This is a genomic window from Bradyrhizobium algeriense (assembly GCF_003062295.1).
Classification (GTDB): Bacteria; Pseudomonadota; Alphaproteobacteria; order Rhizobiales; family Xanthobacteraceae; genus Bradyrhizobium; species Bradyrhizobium algeriense.
Genome location: NZ_PYCN01000011.1, coordinates 89452 through 105860, shown reverse-complemented (window position 1 = coordinate 105860; position 16409 = coordinate 89452). Strand labels below are relative to the sequence as shown.

General features: G+C 63.0%; 18 protein-coding genes and 1 pseudogene. 9 read left to right on the top strand and 10 right to left on the bottom strand.

All coding sequences use genetic code 11. The features are described 5' to 3' along the window. Positions 1-37: 37 nt before the first annotated feature. From C7G61_RS21710 to C7G61_RS21695, 4 genes are all read right to left on the bottom strand, one after another. The gene (locus tag C7G61_RS21710) at positions 38-433 is read right to left on the bottom strand and encodes a DUF2158 domain-containing protein (protein ID WP_108518169.1); all 396 of its coding nucleotides are present in this window, start codon (positions 431-433) and stop codon (positions 38-40) included. Between the two features lie 199 nt (positions 434-632). Then, positions 633-1424 (bottom strand): ATP12 family chaperone protein, encoded by a 792-nt coding sequence (locus C7G61_RS21705; protein WP_108518167.1) that lies wholly within the window; start codon positions 1422-1424, stop codon positions 633-635. A 146-nt stretch (positions 1425-1570) separates the two neighbouring features. Beyond that, positions 1571-2797 (bottom strand): amidohydrolase family protein, encoded by a 1227-nt coding sequence (locus C7G61_RS21700; protein WP_108518164.1) that lies wholly within the window; start codon positions 2795-2797, stop codon positions 1571-1573. 97 nt (positions 2798-2894) lie between these two features. Continuing rightward, complete coding sequence (locus C7G61_RS21695; protein ID WP_108518160.1) at positions 2895-4091, bottom strand: RluA family pseudouridine synthase; 1197 nt, start codon at positions 4089-4091, stop codon at positions 2895-2897. A gap of 132 nt (positions 4092-4223) precedes the next feature. Between C7G61_RS21695 and C7G61_RS21690 the strand changes: the two genes are divergently transcribed. The 5 genes from C7G61_RS21690 to C7G61_RS21670 all read left to right on the top strand — a co-directional run bounded on the left by C7G61_RS21690 (position 4224) and on the right by C7G61_RS21670 (position 7113). Next, positions 4224-5159: an alpha/beta hydrolase gene (locus tag C7G61_RS21690; protein WP_108518158.1), complete on the top strand. Its 936-nt coding sequence runs from the start codon at positions 4224-4226 to the stop codon at positions 5157-5159. A gap of 122 nt (positions 5160-5281) precedes the next feature. Then, positions 5282-5716, top strand: a complete 435-nt coding sequence (locus C7G61_RS21685) for a hypothetical protein (protein WP_108518155.1) — start codon at positions 5282-5284, stop codon at positions 5714-5716. A gap of 24 nt (positions 5717-5740) precedes the next feature. Further along, a complete protein-coding gene (locus tag C7G61_RS21680; RefSeq protein ID WP_108518152.1) occupies positions 5741-6421 on the top strand; it encodes a winged helix-turn-helix transcriptional regulator in 681 nt (226 codons plus the stop codon). 12 nt (positions 6422-6433) lie between these two features. Then, positions 6434-6829 (top strand): TfoX/Sxy family protein, encoded by a 396-nt coding sequence (locus tag C7G61_RS21675; protein WP_108518149.1) that lies wholly within the window; start codon positions 6434-6436, stop codon positions 6827-6829. Next, a complete protein-coding gene (locus C7G61_RS21670; protein ID WP_108518147.1) occupies positions 6826-7113 on the top strand; it encodes a YciI family protein in 288 nt (95 codons plus the stop codon). Before C7G61_RS21675 ends, C7G61_RS21670 begins: the two co-directional genes overlap by 4 nt. A 120-nt stretch (positions 7114-7233) precedes the next feature. Here C7G61_RS21670 and C7G61_RS21665 read toward each other — a convergent pair whose 3' ends face one another. From C7G61_RS21665 to C7G61_RS21650, 4 genes are all read right to left on the bottom strand, one after another. Further along, entirely contained in the window at positions 7234-7950 is a 717-nt protein-coding gene (locus C7G61_RS21665; protein WP_108518145.1) for a tetratricopeptide repeat protein, read from the bottom strand. Continuing rightward, a complete protein-coding gene (locus C7G61_RS21660; RefSeq protein ID WP_108518143.1) occupies positions 7947-9281 on the bottom strand; it encodes a replication-associated recombination protein A in 1335 nt (444 codons plus the stop codon). The genes C7G61_RS21665 and C7G61_RS21660 overlap by 4 nt, the downstream gene beginning before the upstream one ends. Beyond that, positions 9278-10672 carry a DegQ family serine endoprotease gene (locus tag C7G61_RS21655; RefSeq protein WP_108518141.1) on the bottom strand — a complete coding sequence of 465 codons (1395 nt, stop codon included), beginning with the start codon at positions 10670-10672 and terminating at the stop codon, positions 9278-9280. Before C7G61_RS21655 ends, C7G61_RS21660 begins: the two co-directional genes overlap by 4 nt. An 81-nt stretch (positions 10673-10753) precedes the next feature. Continuing rightward, complete coding sequence (locus tag C7G61_RS21650; RefSeq protein WP_108518138.1) at positions 10754-11131, bottom strand: winged helix-turn-helix transcriptional regulator; 378 nt, start codon at positions 11129-11131, stop codon at positions 10754-10756. A 117-nt stretch (positions 11132-11248) separates the two neighbouring features. Here C7G61_RS21650 and C7G61_RS21645 point away from each other — a divergent pair, with 117 nt between their 5' ends. The 4 genes from C7G61_RS21645 (at position 11249) to C7G61_RS21630 (ending at position 15582) form a co-directional block, all read left to right on the top strand. Next, complete coding sequence (locus tag C7G61_RS21645; RefSeq protein WP_108518135.1) at positions 11249-12262, top strand: zinc-binding alcohol dehydrogenase family protein; 1014 nt, start codon at positions 11249-11251, stop codon at positions 12260-12262. A 128-nt stretch (positions 12263-12390) separates the two neighbouring features. Further along, on the top strand, positions 12391-13368 hold the full coding sequence (locus tag C7G61_RS21640) for a Bug family tripartite tricarboxylate transporter substrate binding protein (protein ID WP_108518132.1): 978 nt from the start codon (positions 12391-12393) through the stop codon (positions 13366-13368). Positions 13369-13375: 7 nt separating this feature from the next. Next, entirely contained in the window at positions 13376-14869 is a 1494-nt protein-coding gene (locus tag C7G61_RS21635) for an amidase (RefSeq protein WP_108518129.1), read from the top strand. A gap of 341 nt (positions 14870-15210) precedes the next feature. Next, entirely contained in the window at positions 15211-15582 is a 372-nt protein-coding gene (locus C7G61_RS21630) for a hypothetical protein (RefSeq protein WP_108518126.1), read from the top strand. A 62-nt stretch (positions 15583-15644) separates the two neighbouring features. On the opposite strand, the gene C7G61_RS21625 is transcribed toward C7G61_RS21630, so the two are convergent. Beyond that, the gene (locus C7G61_RS21625; RefSeq protein ID WP_108518123.1) at positions 15645-15989 is read right to left on the bottom strand and encodes a DUF1236 domain-containing protein; all 345 of its coding nucleotides are present in this window, start codon (positions 15987-15989) and stop codon (positions 15645-15647) included. Between the two features lie 147 nt (positions 15990-16136). Continuing rightward, positions 16137-16405, bottom strand: a pseudogene (locus C7G61_RS21620) (DUF1330 domain-containing protein). Positions 16406-16409: the final 4 nt, after the last annotated feature.

Sequence of the window (16409 nt, the reverse complement as noted above, 5' to 3'; positions counted from 1 at the left end):
CAGGCCCGTTAGTAGCGGCAATTCCACTTGCACCCCGTCAGGCAGCGACACCCTTGGGAGCCGGCGCGGTCTCCGGTTGTTCAACAACGGTGTTTGCGGACTTTGGCCGTTTGGCCACCTTGCTTGAAACTTCACCCCCGGTATCCGCCGGGGTGTTCATGGCGGCGACCATCTCATCAAGAACCATCTTGTATTCGCCGGCGACCTCCCCCAAACGCGCCTTTCGTTTTCTTGAAGAGGTCTTTTGCAATCGTGCGGGTTCAATCGCATCCTGTCCGAACCGTACGCGCTCAAGCTTCTCGCCGACAAACCAGACGCAGACGATCCCCGTGACTTTGTTGTCATCGAAAATATCGGTGTTCACCGCATCCACGGTCATTACCGGACCACCGGATTTCAGCACCACGAGATTTCCCGGTTTGAAAACGGTCATTCGCAGATCCGCGGTCAACAATTTTGATGAGCGCAACTCGCGGCAACAATCGTTTCGTCTTGAGGTTGCTGCACCTGCGCCAAGGCAAGACGCAAACCCAATACGACGCGCGATTGTCCAGACAATGCGCCGTCACCATGCCGATACGTGCAACTTATACTAGCACATCGCCCCGATTCGCGGCCGGCGGAAGCCGACCTCAGCGCGAGGAAGGCGCGCCGGGATTCAATTCCTTGAGAATGCGCACCGCGGCCCGGAAATCGACCAGCCGGGCGGCCCGGCGGGCCGCCACCTCCTCGTCCACGCCCCATTTTTCGGCGTTCCAATCCTCATCGACATAGGCAGCCGCCCAGACCTGATCGGGATCGCGGACGCCATGCAGCAGCGCCAGCGCCAGCAGCGCCGAGCCCGTCAGCGTCGTCACCACATGCAGGGCGGCCACGGACCAGGGGTCGGCCGGGAACACGCCGCGGGCGGCCTTGATCGCCTGCGGCGGCTGGGCGGCATGCACGATGCCCTCGGACAGGATGAAATGGGCGCCGAGTTCGTTCGCGGCCCAGGACAGTACCGGGTCCCAATGCGCGGCTTCGCGCGCGACCAGCGCCTCAGGATGGCCGGCGCGATAGAACAGCAGATCCGTGCCGAGGTATTTTGCGACATCGTCAGCCACGGCATCGACGCGATCGGTGATCTCGGCGACGCTGTTGGCAAAGCGCGTCAGCGGCATGGTCAGGGGATCGATGGTCTCGCCCTGGGCATTCCATTCCGCAGCGATCGCTTCCGCGATGGCGCTGGCCGGCGCGACGACCTGCCGGCCGGAAGGCGTGCGGATCGGCTTGCCGTCGAGCGTGACGGCAAACCCGCCATCGGCCGCGGCCGTGCCGGCCTCCTTGTAGAAGCGCTTGCGCCGGGGAGTGCGCGTGGCGCGTCGCACCGCCTCCTCCGGATCGAGCGGCGAATGTCCGGCGAATTCATCGAATAGTTCACGCATCTCGTGCTCGGCTTCCCGCGGGCGGTGATAAACTCAGGTCTGACAATACGATAACGGTGGATGCAAATAAAGCCGATGAGGAAGTTGCGGCAACATCCTGCGATGCTGGTTCCGGAGGCAACGCGGATACCGGGTTCCAACCGACGTCACGGCTTTTGATAGATCACCTTGCCCGCCCGGATCGTGTAGGCGACCTTGGCGAGGTTGGTGACGTCGGCTGTGGGATCGCCGTCGAGCACTACGACGTCGGCGTCAAATCCCTTCTCGACCCGCCCCTTCTTCGCGGCCTTGAAATACTGCGCGGGGTTGGTCGTCAGCGACGCCAGGATCTGGCGCGCGGACATCACGCGGTGCATCAGCTCATATTCGAGCGTGGTGTCGTAGATCGTGGTGAAGCCGACATCGGTGCCGAACAGGACCGGACCGCCATTGTCGGAAAACGCCTTGACCTGATTGACGGTCGTCGTAACGAGGCGCGCAGCGATATCGGGCGCGACCGGGAGTTTTGCAAACAGCGACAGCGTCGGAACCAGGGCAATGCCCTGCTGCTTGAACCGCGCGAGTTGCTCGGGCGAATAGACCGGCTCGCCGGGTACCGTGTGAGCCATGATGTCGACGCCGGCCGCGATCACGGCGTCCACGCCCGCCATGTTCTGCGGATGGGCGAATACCGGCTTGCCCACGGCATGCGCCACATCGACGGCTGCCTTGGCGATGGCCGGATCCATATTCACGACCGGCTTGCCGGAGCCCTTGAAGGAGCCGGTGAACAGCTTTACGCCGTCGAGGCCCGCCCGCAGATAGCCGCGCGCCATTTGCGCGGCCTCGTCGGGCGTCGCAGCTTCGGGGAGTTGCATCTCCGGTGGCAGATAGGCGGGATGGCCGCCTTTCGGAAAGACACTGCCCGCCGCATGGATATCTGGGCCCGGCACTTCCCCGGAATTGATCCGGCGGCGCAACGGCAGGGTATCGCTTGGGTCGGAGCCAATATCCCAGACGGTCGTAAAACCCCACCGCGTCAGCATCTCCCGCATATGCTCCTGCAACGGTGCGGCGGGAGCGGAGCCTGCGTTTTTCCATACCGCTTGCGTGAAGTGGACGTGGCTGTTCCAGAAGCCCGCAACCACCGTCATGCCGGCGCAATCAATGATGCGCGCATCGGAGGGAATTTGTACGTCGCTGCGGCTTCCGATCGAGGTGATGACGCCGTTAGCCGTGACGACGACCGCATCGTCGAGCGGCGCGGCGTCAGGCGACGCGTAGACCTTGCCGCCGACGAGGGCGAGGGTCTGCGCGTTGGCCGTAGCGCCGATGCCGGCGGTCGCCGCAAGAAGGCAATGGAAAAGCGCGGTGCGGAGCAGATTTCCAATCATGCGGAGCCCTCAATTGGATGACACCGCCGAACCATACCCGATGCGTGCGCTTCCGGTTTGACAGTTGTTGCGCAGACCCGCGGGTCACGTATCTGTGTTATTCCTCCGGCGCGTTCTCGATCGGATCGAACCGGTCGTGCTCCAGTCCCAGCAGATTCCAGGATTGCAGCATGTGCGGCGGCAGCGGCGCGCTGACGTCGATGACGCCGCCGCGCGGGTGCGGGATCACGATCCGCCGCGCCAGCAGATGCAGCCGGTTCTGCAGGCCGCCCGGCAGCGCCCAGTTCTCCTTGTTGAAATATTTGGGATCGCCGACGATGGCGTGGTCGATATGGGCCATATGGGCGCGCAATTGATGGGTTCGCCCGGTGACCGGCTTCAGCGACACCCAGGCCAGTTTTTGAGCGGAGGTCTCGACCACGGCATAGTAGGTCACCGCGTGGCTTGCGCCCTCGTCGCCGTGTTTTGCCACCCGCATGATGCTGTCCTCTTCGCTCTCTTCCTTGGCAAGATAGGTCGAGATGCGGCCCTGCTTCGGCTTCGGCACGCCGGCCACCAGCGCCCAGTAAATCTTGCGCGCCGAGCGATGGCGGAATGAGCCGGTCAAGGCGGTCGCGGCAAAGCGGGTTTTCGCGATCAGCAGACAGCCCGACGTTTCCCGGTCCAGCCGGTGCACCAGCCGCGGCTTCTGTCCCTTGGCGTCGCGCATCACTTCCAGCATGTCGTCGACATTTCGCGTGATGCCGGAGCCGCCCTGCACGGCAAGCCCCGCCGGCTTGTTCAGCACGATGACGTCGGCGTCCTCGAAGATGATCATCTCCTTCAGCGCCTTCAGTGTTTTGGTGGCGGCTTCGGACAGCGGGCCCGCGCCTTTCGGCGTGTCGAGCTTGAGCGGCGGAATGCGAACGCTCTGGCCTTCTTCGAGCCGATCCTTGCTGTCGGCGCGCTTGCCGTTGACGCGCAGCTCGCCTTTGCGAACGATGCGCTGGATGTGGGAGAACGAAAGCCCCGGAAAGCGCGCCTCGAGGAAGCGGTCGACGCGCATGTTGTTCTCATCGGCGGTGACGACGACGGTCTGAACCTTGGTCGGGAGCGGCGGCAGCTCGGCGACGATCTTCTCGGGCTCAGGCACAAAAGGCTTCGCCGCACGGGGCGGCGAAGCCGGAAACCGCGCCGGAGGCTTGCCGCCCGGGCGATGTGCCGCCGGCCGCTCGGCTGACGAGCCTCGATAAGGACGCGCGCCCTTCGGGCGATCGCCCGCGGGGCGGAGAGGTCTCTTGACGCGTCGGCTCATGATGGCTGCGGCTCCGAAAGTTATGCGGTTGCGTAGCGCAAAAGCAGCGAATCGTCACGGCGAATTCAGTACAAATCAGGCACCGGATCGGCCAAGTTAGGCCAAACAACCAAGAAACGTGGGGTAGTCCGGATGAAATTACCAAGATCGGCTTTGACCGTTCTGGCGGCAATGGTCGCTAGCACGACGTGGGCGCAGATGCCGGAGGATCTGGCCTGGAAGCTCCTGGAACTCGGCCGCGTCATCGACCCGCCGAAGACCGTGGAGCTCTACGCGCCGCTGCAGGAAAAAGAGCCCTATCAGGGCGTCAAGGTCGAGCGGGACGTCAAATACGGTCCGGCCGATCGCAATCTGCTCGACATTTTCGTGCCGGATACGGCGACGTCGGCCCGGCCGGTGCTGATCTTTGTCCATGGCGGCGCATTCGTCGGCGGCAACAAGCGGACCACACCGACCAGCCCGTTCTACGACAACATCATGCTATGGGCGGCAAGGAGCGGCTTCGTTGGCGTCAACGTCACCTATCGGCTCGCGCCACTGGCACCCTGGCCGGCGGGCACCGAGGATATCGCCACCGCGGTCAAGTGGATCACCGACAAGATCGGCGAGCGTGGCGGCAATCCCGCGCGCATCTACCTGATGGGACATTCCGCCGGCGCGGTTCACGTCGCAAACTATGTCTCGCATCCCGAATTCCACAAGGTGAAGGGTGGTGGCCTGGCCGGCGCGATCATGCTCTCGGGAATTTACGACCTGACCGCGACACCGCTCGCCGATACCGGGCGCGCCTATTTCGGCGCCGATCCCGCACGCTACGCCGAACGATCCTCGCTGTCCGGTTTGGCAACAACGGATATCCCGCTGATGATGGCTGCCGCCGAACTGGATCCGGAAGGCTTCGTGCTGCAATTCGATCTAGCGAAAGATGCAAGCTGCAAACGCGCTGGCGGATGCGCGCGCACTTTCCTGCTGCCGCAGCACAGCCACATGTCCGAGGTGTATTCGATCAACACCGCCGACACCCGGCTGACCGATCAGATCCTGGAATTCGTGAAGACCGGAAAATAGCGACGGAGTTCAGGGCGCATTACGGCCTTGCGCCCGGAACGCCGTTACAGCGAAGCTGCCGCGATTTGACTCCAGATTTTATAGTATGTACTATAAAAAATGTAGTGAGCTGGAGCTTTCCGATGTCAGCAGCATCCGATGTCGCCCGCCCAACCGGCGTCCGCAGCTTTTGGCTTGGATTTGCCGCCTATCTGCTTCCGTCCTTTCCGATCGCCTTCGTCTGGCATCTCGTCCTGTTCGAGCAGAAGTACCACGCGCTACAGATCTATCGCGACGAGCCGGTGATCGCCTTCGGACTGGCTTCGATGATCATCCAGGGCGCGATCTTCTCGTGGTTGTTCCCGCGCGTATTCATGCAAAGTAGCGGCTCCTTCGTGAAGGACGGGCTCTTGTATGGTCTTGGCGCGGGCCTGCTGTCGTGGTCATTCACCACGCTCGCGGTCGGAGCCAAGAATGTGATGGTTTCGGTGCCAGATTTTGTGCTGCTCGAAACCGCGTTCACGATCCTCCAATTCGCCATCGTGGGGCCCTTGATCGCGCTTGCCTACCGAAGATGATGCGGAGGAAACCGACCTAGAGGCATGAGCAACCTTCACTATCCGCAATTCTGCGCGCTTGCCCGCGCGGCGGAAATCATCGGCGAGCGATGGACTCTCCTGATTATTCGGGAGCTTCTTCTCGGGCCGAAGCGATTTGGCGATCTCCTGGATCATCTTGACGGCATGAGCCCAACCTTGCTGACAACGCGCCTCACCGCCCTGACCGAATGCAACGTCGTGCGGCGGACCGCCTTGCCGCCTCCGGTCAATGCGCAGGTGTACGAGCTGACGGAGATCGGCCGGGAGATTCAGCCCGCGATCCGGGAGTTGATCCGCTGGGGCGGCCGCTTCCTGTTTCCGCCGGTGCCGGGCGACACGTTCGAGCCGGATTGGGTGCTGCTCGGCCTTGATGCCATTGCGAAGCGCTCACCCGTGCCGGAAATCAGGGTCGGCCTCGTGGTCACCCATGGCAAGAAATCGGCCGGCTTCACCGTCGCGGGCAGCGGCGTCGGGACAACGATTCAGAGAGGCCTCACCGATTGCAAGGGGACGCTGGAAGCCCCGTTCGACGCGGTGCTGCAGATTGTCGGCATGAGCGTATCGCTTCAGGATGCGATTGAGGCGAAGCGCGCCAGAGTAAGCGGCACAATCGCGCTCGTCCGCAAGCTTCCCCTTCTGTTCGACCTCGCGGATCGCCGGCGTATCGCGCCCGCTGCAAACTGACGGGAGGGACCGGTGGCCTGGACGAAATCACCACGGTCGCTGATCGATCTGTTCGAGAAGTCGGTTCCGTCAGGCACAAGCGTTTCCCGCCGCAAGATGTTCGGCTACCCGGCGGCCTTCGCCAACGGAAACCTCTTTATCGGGCTGCATCAGAACGATTTCATTATACGGCTATCGGAGAAGGATCGCGCCCGGTTCAGCGCCGAATTCGGCGAACGGCGCTTCGAGCCCATGCCGGGCCGGCCGATGCGTGAATATGTGCGATTGCCCGACGAACTGATGGCCGACCCGCGCAGGCGCGCATCCTGGATCAATCTTTCGCTGCGGTATGCCGAAGCTATCGCGCCGAAGGCGAAATCCCCGAAGAGAAAGCAAATGCCCCTATCGGTGAAGAGGAGTCGAGCATGAAGAAGTTTGTGCTGTTGCATTACGGATTTGAGAAGCCCACCCCGGAAATCATGGCTGCCTGGGGCAAATGGTTTGAAGCAACCAAGCCGCATACCGTTGACATGGGCGGCTTCGGCAATGGTCGCGAAATCTCGAAGGGCGGAACGAAGGACCTTTCGCTCGGGCCCGACTCCATCACCGGCTTCACGATCGTCAACGCGGCAAATCTCGACGACGCCGAGAAGATGGCCCAAGGCAACCCCTACATTTCGAGCATTCGTGTCTACGAAGTAAGGTCGGCTTGACGCGAAAGACGTTGCAGCGAACGGCGCGGTTCAGCGGCATTGCCGATGCGCCGTTTCGGCTGCGGCATGACAACCGCGTCGCCCGGCTGGTCCAAGCGGCTCGAGCTATTTGCACTCGAGCTACTTGCACTGCGCGACGTTTCTGACCGCCGTCAGATCGCCCATGGAATTGTTGGACGGACGGCGCTTGGCAGCCTCCTCCGCCGCCGCGCAGGCCGCCGCCGCGTCGCCGTTCTGGAAGCGCGCCCAGGCGAGATTGGTCCAGGCGTCGCCGAAATCCGGCGCGTCCTTGACCGCCTGCTCCAGCACGGACTGCGCATCGCGCGGCCGTTTGGCGACCAGCAGGAAGCGGCCATAATCGGCCTTGAGGGCCTTTACCGGGTTGGGCCGCTCCAGCGCGATCCTGAAGAACTCGTCCGCGGCATCCAGGTCATTGAATCGCGCTTGGGCAACCACCGCGAAGCCATGATAGACGCGGCTCTGTTCAGGCAAAATCAGATACGCCTGATTAAATCGCACCGCGGCTTCCTTGATCTTGCCGGTATTTATCGCTCTCCAGCCACGCATAGTCGTTTCGTCGAAAGCCTTTTCACGCGAACCGGCGGCTCCCACGATGGCGTCTACAAATTTTTCATCGGCGGCCTTCTCCTCCGGACTCTTGACCGCGAATCCAAAAAATGGCTGCTCGTTGACCGGCGCGGAATATGTCCGCTTCGTCACTTGCACGCCCGGCACGACCTCGACGGTCTCGGCAGCAGCCGCAAGCGTGGACGCCAGCGCCGCCACAAAGGCCGTGGCGCGAATGGTCTGTGCAAGATAGTTCCCGAAACTGTTCATTCGCGCTCACGTTCCCTTCGCAACTTCGCCCAGTAATCCAGCCGCTTGCGGATTTCGCGCTCAAAACCGCGATCCGGCGGATCGTAGAAGGTTTTCCGCCCCAGCGCTTCCGGAAAGTAGTCCTGCCCGGAGAACGCGTCCGGCGCGTCGTGGTCGTATTCATAGCCGGAGCCATAGCCTTCCGACTTCATCAGCTTGGTCGGCGAATTGAGAATATGTTTTGGCGGCAGCAGCGAACCGCCCTCCTTCGCCGTGCGCATCGCAGCGCCAAAGGCCTTGTAGGCGGCGTTCGATTTCGGCGCGGTGGCGAGATAGATCACGGCCTGCGCGATCGCGAGTTCGCCTTCGGGAGACCCAAGAAAATCGAACGCATCCTTGGCGGCATTGCAGATCACCAGTGCCTGTGGATCGGCAAGGCCGATATCCTCGACCGCCATCCGCACCACGCGCCGCGCCAGGAACAGCGGATCCTCGCCGGCATCCAGCATGCGCGCGAGATAATACAGCGCCGCATCCGGGTCGGAGCCGCGCACCGATTTGTGCAGCGCGGAGATCAGATTGTAATGGCCGTCGGCGGATTTGTCGTAGATCGGCGCGCGGCGCTGCAAAATTTCCTGCAGCTGCGCGGCGTTGAAGATTTCATCCTTGCGCGCGGCGCGCCAGACCTCTTCGGCCAGCGTCAGCGCGGCGCGACCGTCGCCATCGGCCATCCGCACCAGCACGGCGCGCGCCTCCGGATCGAGCGGTAGTTTCCGGCCCTCGATCTTTTCGGCATGCGCAAACAGTTTTTCGATCGCGGAGGCATCGAGCGAATGAAACACCAGCACCCGCGCCCGTGACAGAAGCGCGGCGTTGAGTTCAAACGACGGGTTTTCCGTGGTGGCGCCGACCAGCACCACGGTGCCGTCTTCCATCACGGGCAGAAACGAATCCTGCTGGGCGCGGTTGAAACGATGCACCTCGTCGACGAACAACAGCGTGCCCTTGCCCATCTCGCGGCGGGCGCGCGCCGCGTCGAACACCTTCTTGAGGTCGGCGACGCCGGAAAACACTGCCGAAATCTGCTCAAAATGCAGTTCGGTGGCATCAGCCAGCAGCCGTGCCACCGTGGTCTTGCCGGTGCCGGGCGGCCCCCAGAACACCAGCGAGCCCAGCGTGCGCGTCGCCAGCATGCGCGTCAGCGCGCCGTCGGCACCAAGGATATGATCCTGGCCGACGACGTCGGCGAGCGTGCGCGGGCGCAGCCGGTCGGGCAGCGGACGCGGCGCATCCTGCTCCATCCCCGCCGCGGCGAAGAGGTTGGTCGCCTCGCGAGGTTGTTTCGGGCTCATCCGCCCAGCGTCACGTTGATCTGCTGGCCGCCGCGCACCACGACGATGCGCCAGAGCCTCGACGATACTTTCGACGCCTTGTCGAGGTCGCTGGTCTTGGCGATCTTCTGGCTGTTGACCGCAAGGATGATGTCGCCCTTCTGGAACCCGACGCTGGCCGCAGTGCCGCCATCGGCGAGATCGATCACCACGACGCCCTCGGTCTGGGAATCCAGATGCAGCTCGTCGGCAATCGCCGGCGAAATATTGGCGACCTTGGCGCCCTGGAACGGCGAGCGCGCGGTGAGCACGATTTCATCGCGGTTGGTGTCGGGTGCCGTCTCCAGCGGCACCGTCAATTTCACGGTCTTGCCGGCGCGCTGCACGTCGATCTGCGCAGCGCCGCCGAGCTGCCTTGTAGCGAAGCGGTAGTCGAACGCGTTAGGCTCGTCGATCGTCTGGCCTTCGATCGCTACAATCAGATCCGAAGGCTTCAGCCCGGCGCGGGCAGCCGGACTGTTCGGCGCGACATTGGCGACCAGGGCGCCGTTCGGCAGTTTCAGCCCCAGCGTCTCGGCGATTTCGGGCGTCACCGCCTGCAGTTTCGCGCCCAGCCACGGCCGCTTGACGGCCTTGCCGCCGCTCTTGGCCGACGCCACCACCACGCGCACCATGTTGGCCGGGATAGCAAAGCCGATGCCCTGCGAGCCGCCGGAGCGCGAAAAGATCGCGGTGTTGATGCCGACGAGTTTGCCGGTCATGTCGACCAGCGCGCCGCCGGAATTGCCGGGATTGATCGCCGCATCGGTCTGGATGAAGAACTGGTAGTCGGTGATGCCGACTTTGGTGCGGGCCAGTGCCGAAACGATGCCGTGGGTGACGGTCTGGCCGACGCCGAAGGGATTGCCGATCGCGAGCACGACGTCGCCGACCAGCAGTTCATCCGAATTGGCGAACTCCAGCGTGGCGAATTTCTCCCTGCCGTCCTTCACGCGCAGCACGGCCAGATCGGTGCGGCTGTCCTTGAGCACGATCTCGGCCTCGAACTCGCGCTTGTCGGCGAGCGAAATCTTGACCTGATCGGCACCCTCGATGACGTGGTTGTTGGTGACCACGAGGCCTGTGGGATCGACCATCACGCCCGATCCGAGCGAGCGCTGCATCTGCTCGGGCTGCTGGCCGGGGACGCCGAAGAAGCGGCGGAAGACCGGGTCGTCCAAGAGCGGGTTGCGGTTCTGCACGGTCTTGGCGGCATAGACGTTCACCACTGCCGGCTGCGCGCGCTGCACGATCGGCGCGTAGGACAGCCGGAGCTCGGCGCCCGAGGACGGCACGCGCCGGTCCTGCGCCGGCGCAGGCGTTGCAACGGCTGCCGAGGCCAGCAGCAGGGCGAAGAAGCGGATCAAATTCATGCGAAAATCCTGGAATTTGGCGCCTCACATATAGATGCGAGGCGGCAACGAGAGAAGATAACGTGGATACAATACCGGCAGTCAGGCCGCACGATCGGGCGTTTTGACGGCGTCCGGTGCAGGCGCGCAGGATAGCCGTTCCTGGTGGCCCTCGCCCCACGCCCGCAGCGTCTCGATCACGGGCCGCAGGCTCTCGCCAATGTCCGACAGCGTGTATTCCACCCGCGGCGGCACCTCGGCATAGACCTTGCGGATCACTAGCTTGTCGTCCTCGAGCGCCCGAAGCTGCTTGGTCAGCATGCGCTGGGTAATCCCGGGCATCCGCCGCCGCAACTCCCCGAACCGCTGGGTGCCGGCCTGCAAGTGGAACAGGATGACGCCCTTCCACTTGCCGTCGATCAGATCGAGCGTTGCTTCGACCGCGCAACCCGGCCGGTGGGCAAAATTCCGCCGTTTCATGGATTTTTCCCAATAGTATACAAACAGGGACTAGTTCCCCGAATTTACAGTACTTGCCAATTTGATGCTAGCGCGACAGTTAGGCATCCACCCGTTCAAACAGGCAGGAGACGTGGCATGAAAGCCGTCGGATACCGAAAATCGCTCCCCATTGAGGACGCGGATTCGCTGATCGATTTCGAAACCGCCAAGCCGGAACCGAAGGGCCGCGACATCAGGGTCGCCGTCAAGGCGATCTCGGCCAACCCGGTCGACTACAAGGTCCGCAAGCGCGCCGCCCCGCCAGAGGGCGAGACCAAAATCCTCGGCTACGACGCCGCCGGAATCGTCGATGCCGTCGGTCCCGACGTAACCCTGTTCAAGCCGGGTGATGAAGTATTCTACGCCGGCTCGATCCTGCGTCAGGGCACGAATGCGGAATTTCATCTGGTCGACGAACGGATCGTCGGCAAGAAGCCGAAATCGCTTTCGTTCGCGCAGGCCGCCGCGCTGCCGCTCACTTCGATCACCGCTTGGGAGTTGCTGTTCGACCGACTCGGCGCCGTGCCGGGGAAGAGCGTCGATCCGCGCACGCTGTTGATCACTGGCGGCGCCGGCGGCGTCGGTTCGATCCTGATCCAGCTCGTGCGCCGCCTCACCGGGCTGACGGTGGTCGCCACCGCCACGCGGCCGGAGTCGCAAAAATGGTGCCTCGACCTCGGCGCGCATGCCGTGATCGACCATTCCCAACCGATGAAGGCGCAGATCGAGAAGCTGAAAGTGCCGCCGGTGGCGCTGGTCGCGAGCCTCACCTTCACCGACCAGCACTACAAGGCGATCGCCGATTTCATCGCGCCGCAGGGCAAGTTCGGCCTGATCGACGATCCCCCGGAATTCACCGTCAGCGCGTTCAAGGGCAAAGCGGTCTCGATCCATTGGGAATCGATGTTCACGCGCTCGTCGTTCCAGACGGCTGACATGATCGCCCAGCATCATCTGCTCAACGATGTGGCAGACCTGATCGACAAAGGCGTCCTGCGCACCACCCTTGACCAGACTTTTGGCACCATCAACGCGGCCAATCTGAAGCGGGCGCACGCGTTGCTAGAGTCAGGCAAATCGCGGGGCAAAATCGTGCTGGAGGGATGGTAGCAGCCCAACAACAGGGTTGATCGGGACGTCGATTCAAGGGACGCTGTTTCATCGATCCGGGCCGGCTGTCGCCGAAAACCCCGGCGCGAATTGCCGGGGAACACGGAAGACAGGAGACCTGTTTCGACATGATACGGATGTTTCTGACGGCCGCGATAGCGTCGGCCTGTGTGGTGGGCTGTGCTTCGATCGCAACAGCGCAAGGTAGCTACCCCGAAAAACCGCTGCAGTTGATCGTGCCCTTTCCGGCAGGCGGCGCCTCCGACGTCGTCGGGCGCATCCTTGCCGGCGAGCTCGAGACCCGTCTGGGCAAGCCCGTCATCGTGATCAATCGCCCCGGCGGCGGCACCACGATCGCCGCCAAGGAGGTCGCCATCGCCGCTCCCGATGGCTACACCCTGTTCTCCAGCTCGAATTCGACCTTCACCTTGCAGAATGCGGTGAAGGAGAATGTGCCGTATGACAGCGCGAAGGATTTCGAGCCGATCGCCCAGACCGGCACCATAACGATGGTGCTGGTCACCAATCGCGATAATCCGATCAAGGACGTTGCTGCGCTGGTTGCGGCGGCCAAGGCCAATCCAGACAAGCTATCGCTGGCTTCCTTTGGCGTGGCGACCATTTCGCATTTTGCCGGCGAGCTGTTCAAATCGAGTGCCGGCATCAAGATGGTGCACCTGCCCTACAGGGGCAGCGCGCCGGCGATGAACGACCTGATGGGCAAGCACATCGAGTACCACGTCGATACCGTGATCGCGATCAGGCCGCAGATCGAAGCCGGCACGGTTCGCCCGCTGGCGGTGTTCTCCGCCAAGCGCTCGCAGTTCCTTCCCGACGTTCCGACGCTCGCCGAACTCGGTTATCCCAATATCGACCTTGTCTCCTGGGGTACCGTGGTCGTGCCGAAGGGAGTCCCGCCGGCCATTCGCGATCGGCTGACCTCGGTGCTGGAAGAGGCGATCGCAAGCCCTGCGGTGATCGAGCGCTTTAAGAAGGTCGGGTACGAAGCCGGCTTCAAGCGCTATTCGGACTGGCCGGGTTTCATCGCCAGGGAAACGGCCGAGATGAAGGAACTGGCCCGCAAGGGCGGGATCAAGGAAGAGTAATCCTGATATGACCGAGCCGTGCGATCTGCCCGCGGTAACGGCCCGGGCGCTGATCGGCGAGCGCAAGCTTTCGCCGGTCGAACTGATGGACAGTTGCATCCGGCGGATCGAAGAGGTCGATCCCGCCGTCAACGCGGTCATCGCACGCTCGTTCGAGTCCGCGCGCGCAGCGGCGCGGGAGAGCGAGGCTGCCGTGATGCGCGGCGATGCGCTCGGCCCGCTGCACGGGCTTCCGCTCGGGGTGAAGGACCTGATCGACGCCAAGGGGCTGCCGACGAGTTTTGGCAGCGTGCTATTCGCGGACAACATCGCGGCCGAGGACGAGGCAATCGTCGCAATGCTCAAGCGCGCGGGCGCGATCGTCGTCGGCAAGACCAACGTCCCCGAATGGGGCGCGGGTGGCAACACCCGCAACGCGCTTCATGGCGCGACCGGTAATCCGTTCGATCCCGAACGCTCCGCCGCCGGTTCATCCGGCGGATCGGCGGTGGCGCTTGCCACCGGCATGGTGCCGCTCGCGACCGGTTCGGACACGGGAGGCTCAGTGCGAAACCCCGCCGCGTTTTGCGGTGTCGTCGGTTTCCGCCCCTCGCCCGGGCTGATCGCCAGCAACAGCCGCAACATGGCCTGGCTGCAAATCTCGCAGCTTGGACCGATGGCGAGAAATGTATCGGACGCGTGCCTGATGCTGTCCTGCATGCTGGATCGCGACGCGCGCGATCCGCTGTCGGCCATCCTTCACGCCGGCGGAACGCCCGTGCGCGAGACCTATCGCAATCCGCCAAGGGTCGATCTCGCTACCTCGCGGATCGCAGCGACATTCGATTTCGGATTTGCGCCGACGGAGCGCGCCATCGCCGAGACGTTCGAGAAGAAACTCGCGACGTTCGGATCGGCATTTCGCAGCCTCGAATGGACCCATCCGGATTGCAGCCATGCCGACGAGGTGTTCCGGATCCTGCGCGCCGTTGCATTTCTGGGGCGTCACCGTGAACTCGCCGAGAAATATCCGGACAGAGTGGGTCCCAATATTCGCGACAATGTTGCCGAGGGGCTCGGCTATTCCGCGCTCGACGTGGCGCGTGCGCTGTCGCTGCAGACCGCGCTCTATCGGAGCTGGCAGACATTCTTCGGCGAGCATGATTTTGTCATCGCGCCAACGGTCACGATCAGCCCGCGGCCGTGGTCGGAGCTCTACCCAGCCATGATCGACGGCACGCCGACCAAAAGCTATTTCCACTGGCTGGCGCTGGCCTATGCCGTCACCAATGCCGGACATCCGGTGGTGGCGATACCGGCCGGCCGCGACGGCGCCGGATTGCCGTTCGGTATCCAGATCATCGGCCCGCGCGGCGGCGATGTCGCAACGCTTGCCGTTGCCCGCGAGATCGAGGCGCTGCTTGCCGCCAATCCGGAGACGGCCCGCCCCGTCCCCGATCTCGCCTGGCTGCGCCGCCAGCCGCCGATTTCCGGCCGGCCGGGTTTTCTGGATTTCGACTGAGGCGATATTCGTCCGTGGCTCGCTTGCTGGAAACCGGCGTGTCGCGCGGCAAGATCGGCCTGGCGTGATGGCCGATGTTCGCAGCGCAGCGCGAGCAGTATTCTCGCGCTGCAACGGGTTCCGGACCGTGAAAAAATGGTGCTTCGCGACGGCGTCTCCCTTCCCCGTCGCCTGAACACCCATTCATGAAAATTAAATCTGCCGCCAAAGCCGTTTGGAAGCCGGCACTTAGGCAACGAACTTCACTCGAATGTGTTTAGCGAATGTCTGTTTTTGCAAAAGAATGAACTTCGCTCGAATGTAATGTGGCTGGCGTCTGTCTTTAAGGAAAGGAGTGGTCCATGAGGAAAGCACCTTTAGCTCTGGCTGCTGCGGCGGTCCTGGGCATGACGGCCGTAACGGCGCCATCGCCGGCGGAAGCCCACTGGCGCGGAGGGGGATGGGGACCAGGCTTGGCCGGCGGACTTTTGGCGGGAGCGATAATCGGCGGCATCGCATCCAGCGCTTACGCCTATGGTCCGGGTTACGGATATTATGGCGGCTACCCGGGCTATTACGGCGGGTACGCGCCGGCTTACTATGGTGGGTATTACGGCGATCCCTACTATCCCGTGGTTCGCTATCGTCGCGTGATCCGCCCGGCGTACGCCTACTATGGCGGTCCGCGATTCTATGGTCCGCGGTACTACGGCGGCTACTGGCGTCGCTGGTGATGCATCGAATCGAAAGGGCCGCCAACATGGCGGCCCTTTTTGATTGGTAGGGCAAGCGCGCGTCAGTCGATTTCATGCACCACGGTGCGTGTGCTGGGATCAACCAGCATCACGCGGTCGTTCGAGTAGACATAGCGATACTTCGTCACTGACGGGCCCCAATCCGAAGGCACCGGCGCGAGTTCGACGTCGGTCGGCACCGTGGCGCCAACCACGATCCGTTCCCGTGTTTCCACCGGACGGATCTTGTGCTCGGTCACATAGCTCTTGATCTTGGTGCGATATTCCGGCTCGATCCTAATCGTAGCGCCCGCAGCGCCGGTCGTAGTTTCTACGGTCGTCGTCTGAGCATTCGCCATCGTCGCAAGCAGCGAAGCGGCGGCCGCAAGTATGAACAGCTTCTTCATCAGTTCCTCCTCAAACCGCGTCAGCGCGGCTACGGGAAAAACAGATTTTTCACGCTCTTGTTCCGAGCAGAATGGAGCACCGCAACACATTGAACATGCAAAGATATCGCTGACGCGCCGCTTTCAGCGCGACATTGCACTGCAAGCTCAAACTGGCGCGACGCCCTCAACGAAGATCAGCCGGCGATCGAGCGCCGTCTGCCGCACTTTCAGGCCTCCGCATATTCCGGCGATGCGTACCATTCGCGTAAACGTTGCATCGTCGGAAATTCGACGACAATGATGGTTTTCGGCGGCGGGCCGCCTTCGATCAAGTTTGCGCCGCCGCCGCGGACCAGATAGCGGCCGCCATAGCGATAAGCCTCGAAGCTTGCCGCATCGCGCACATCGACTTCGGAAATAATATAGGCCGACATCTCG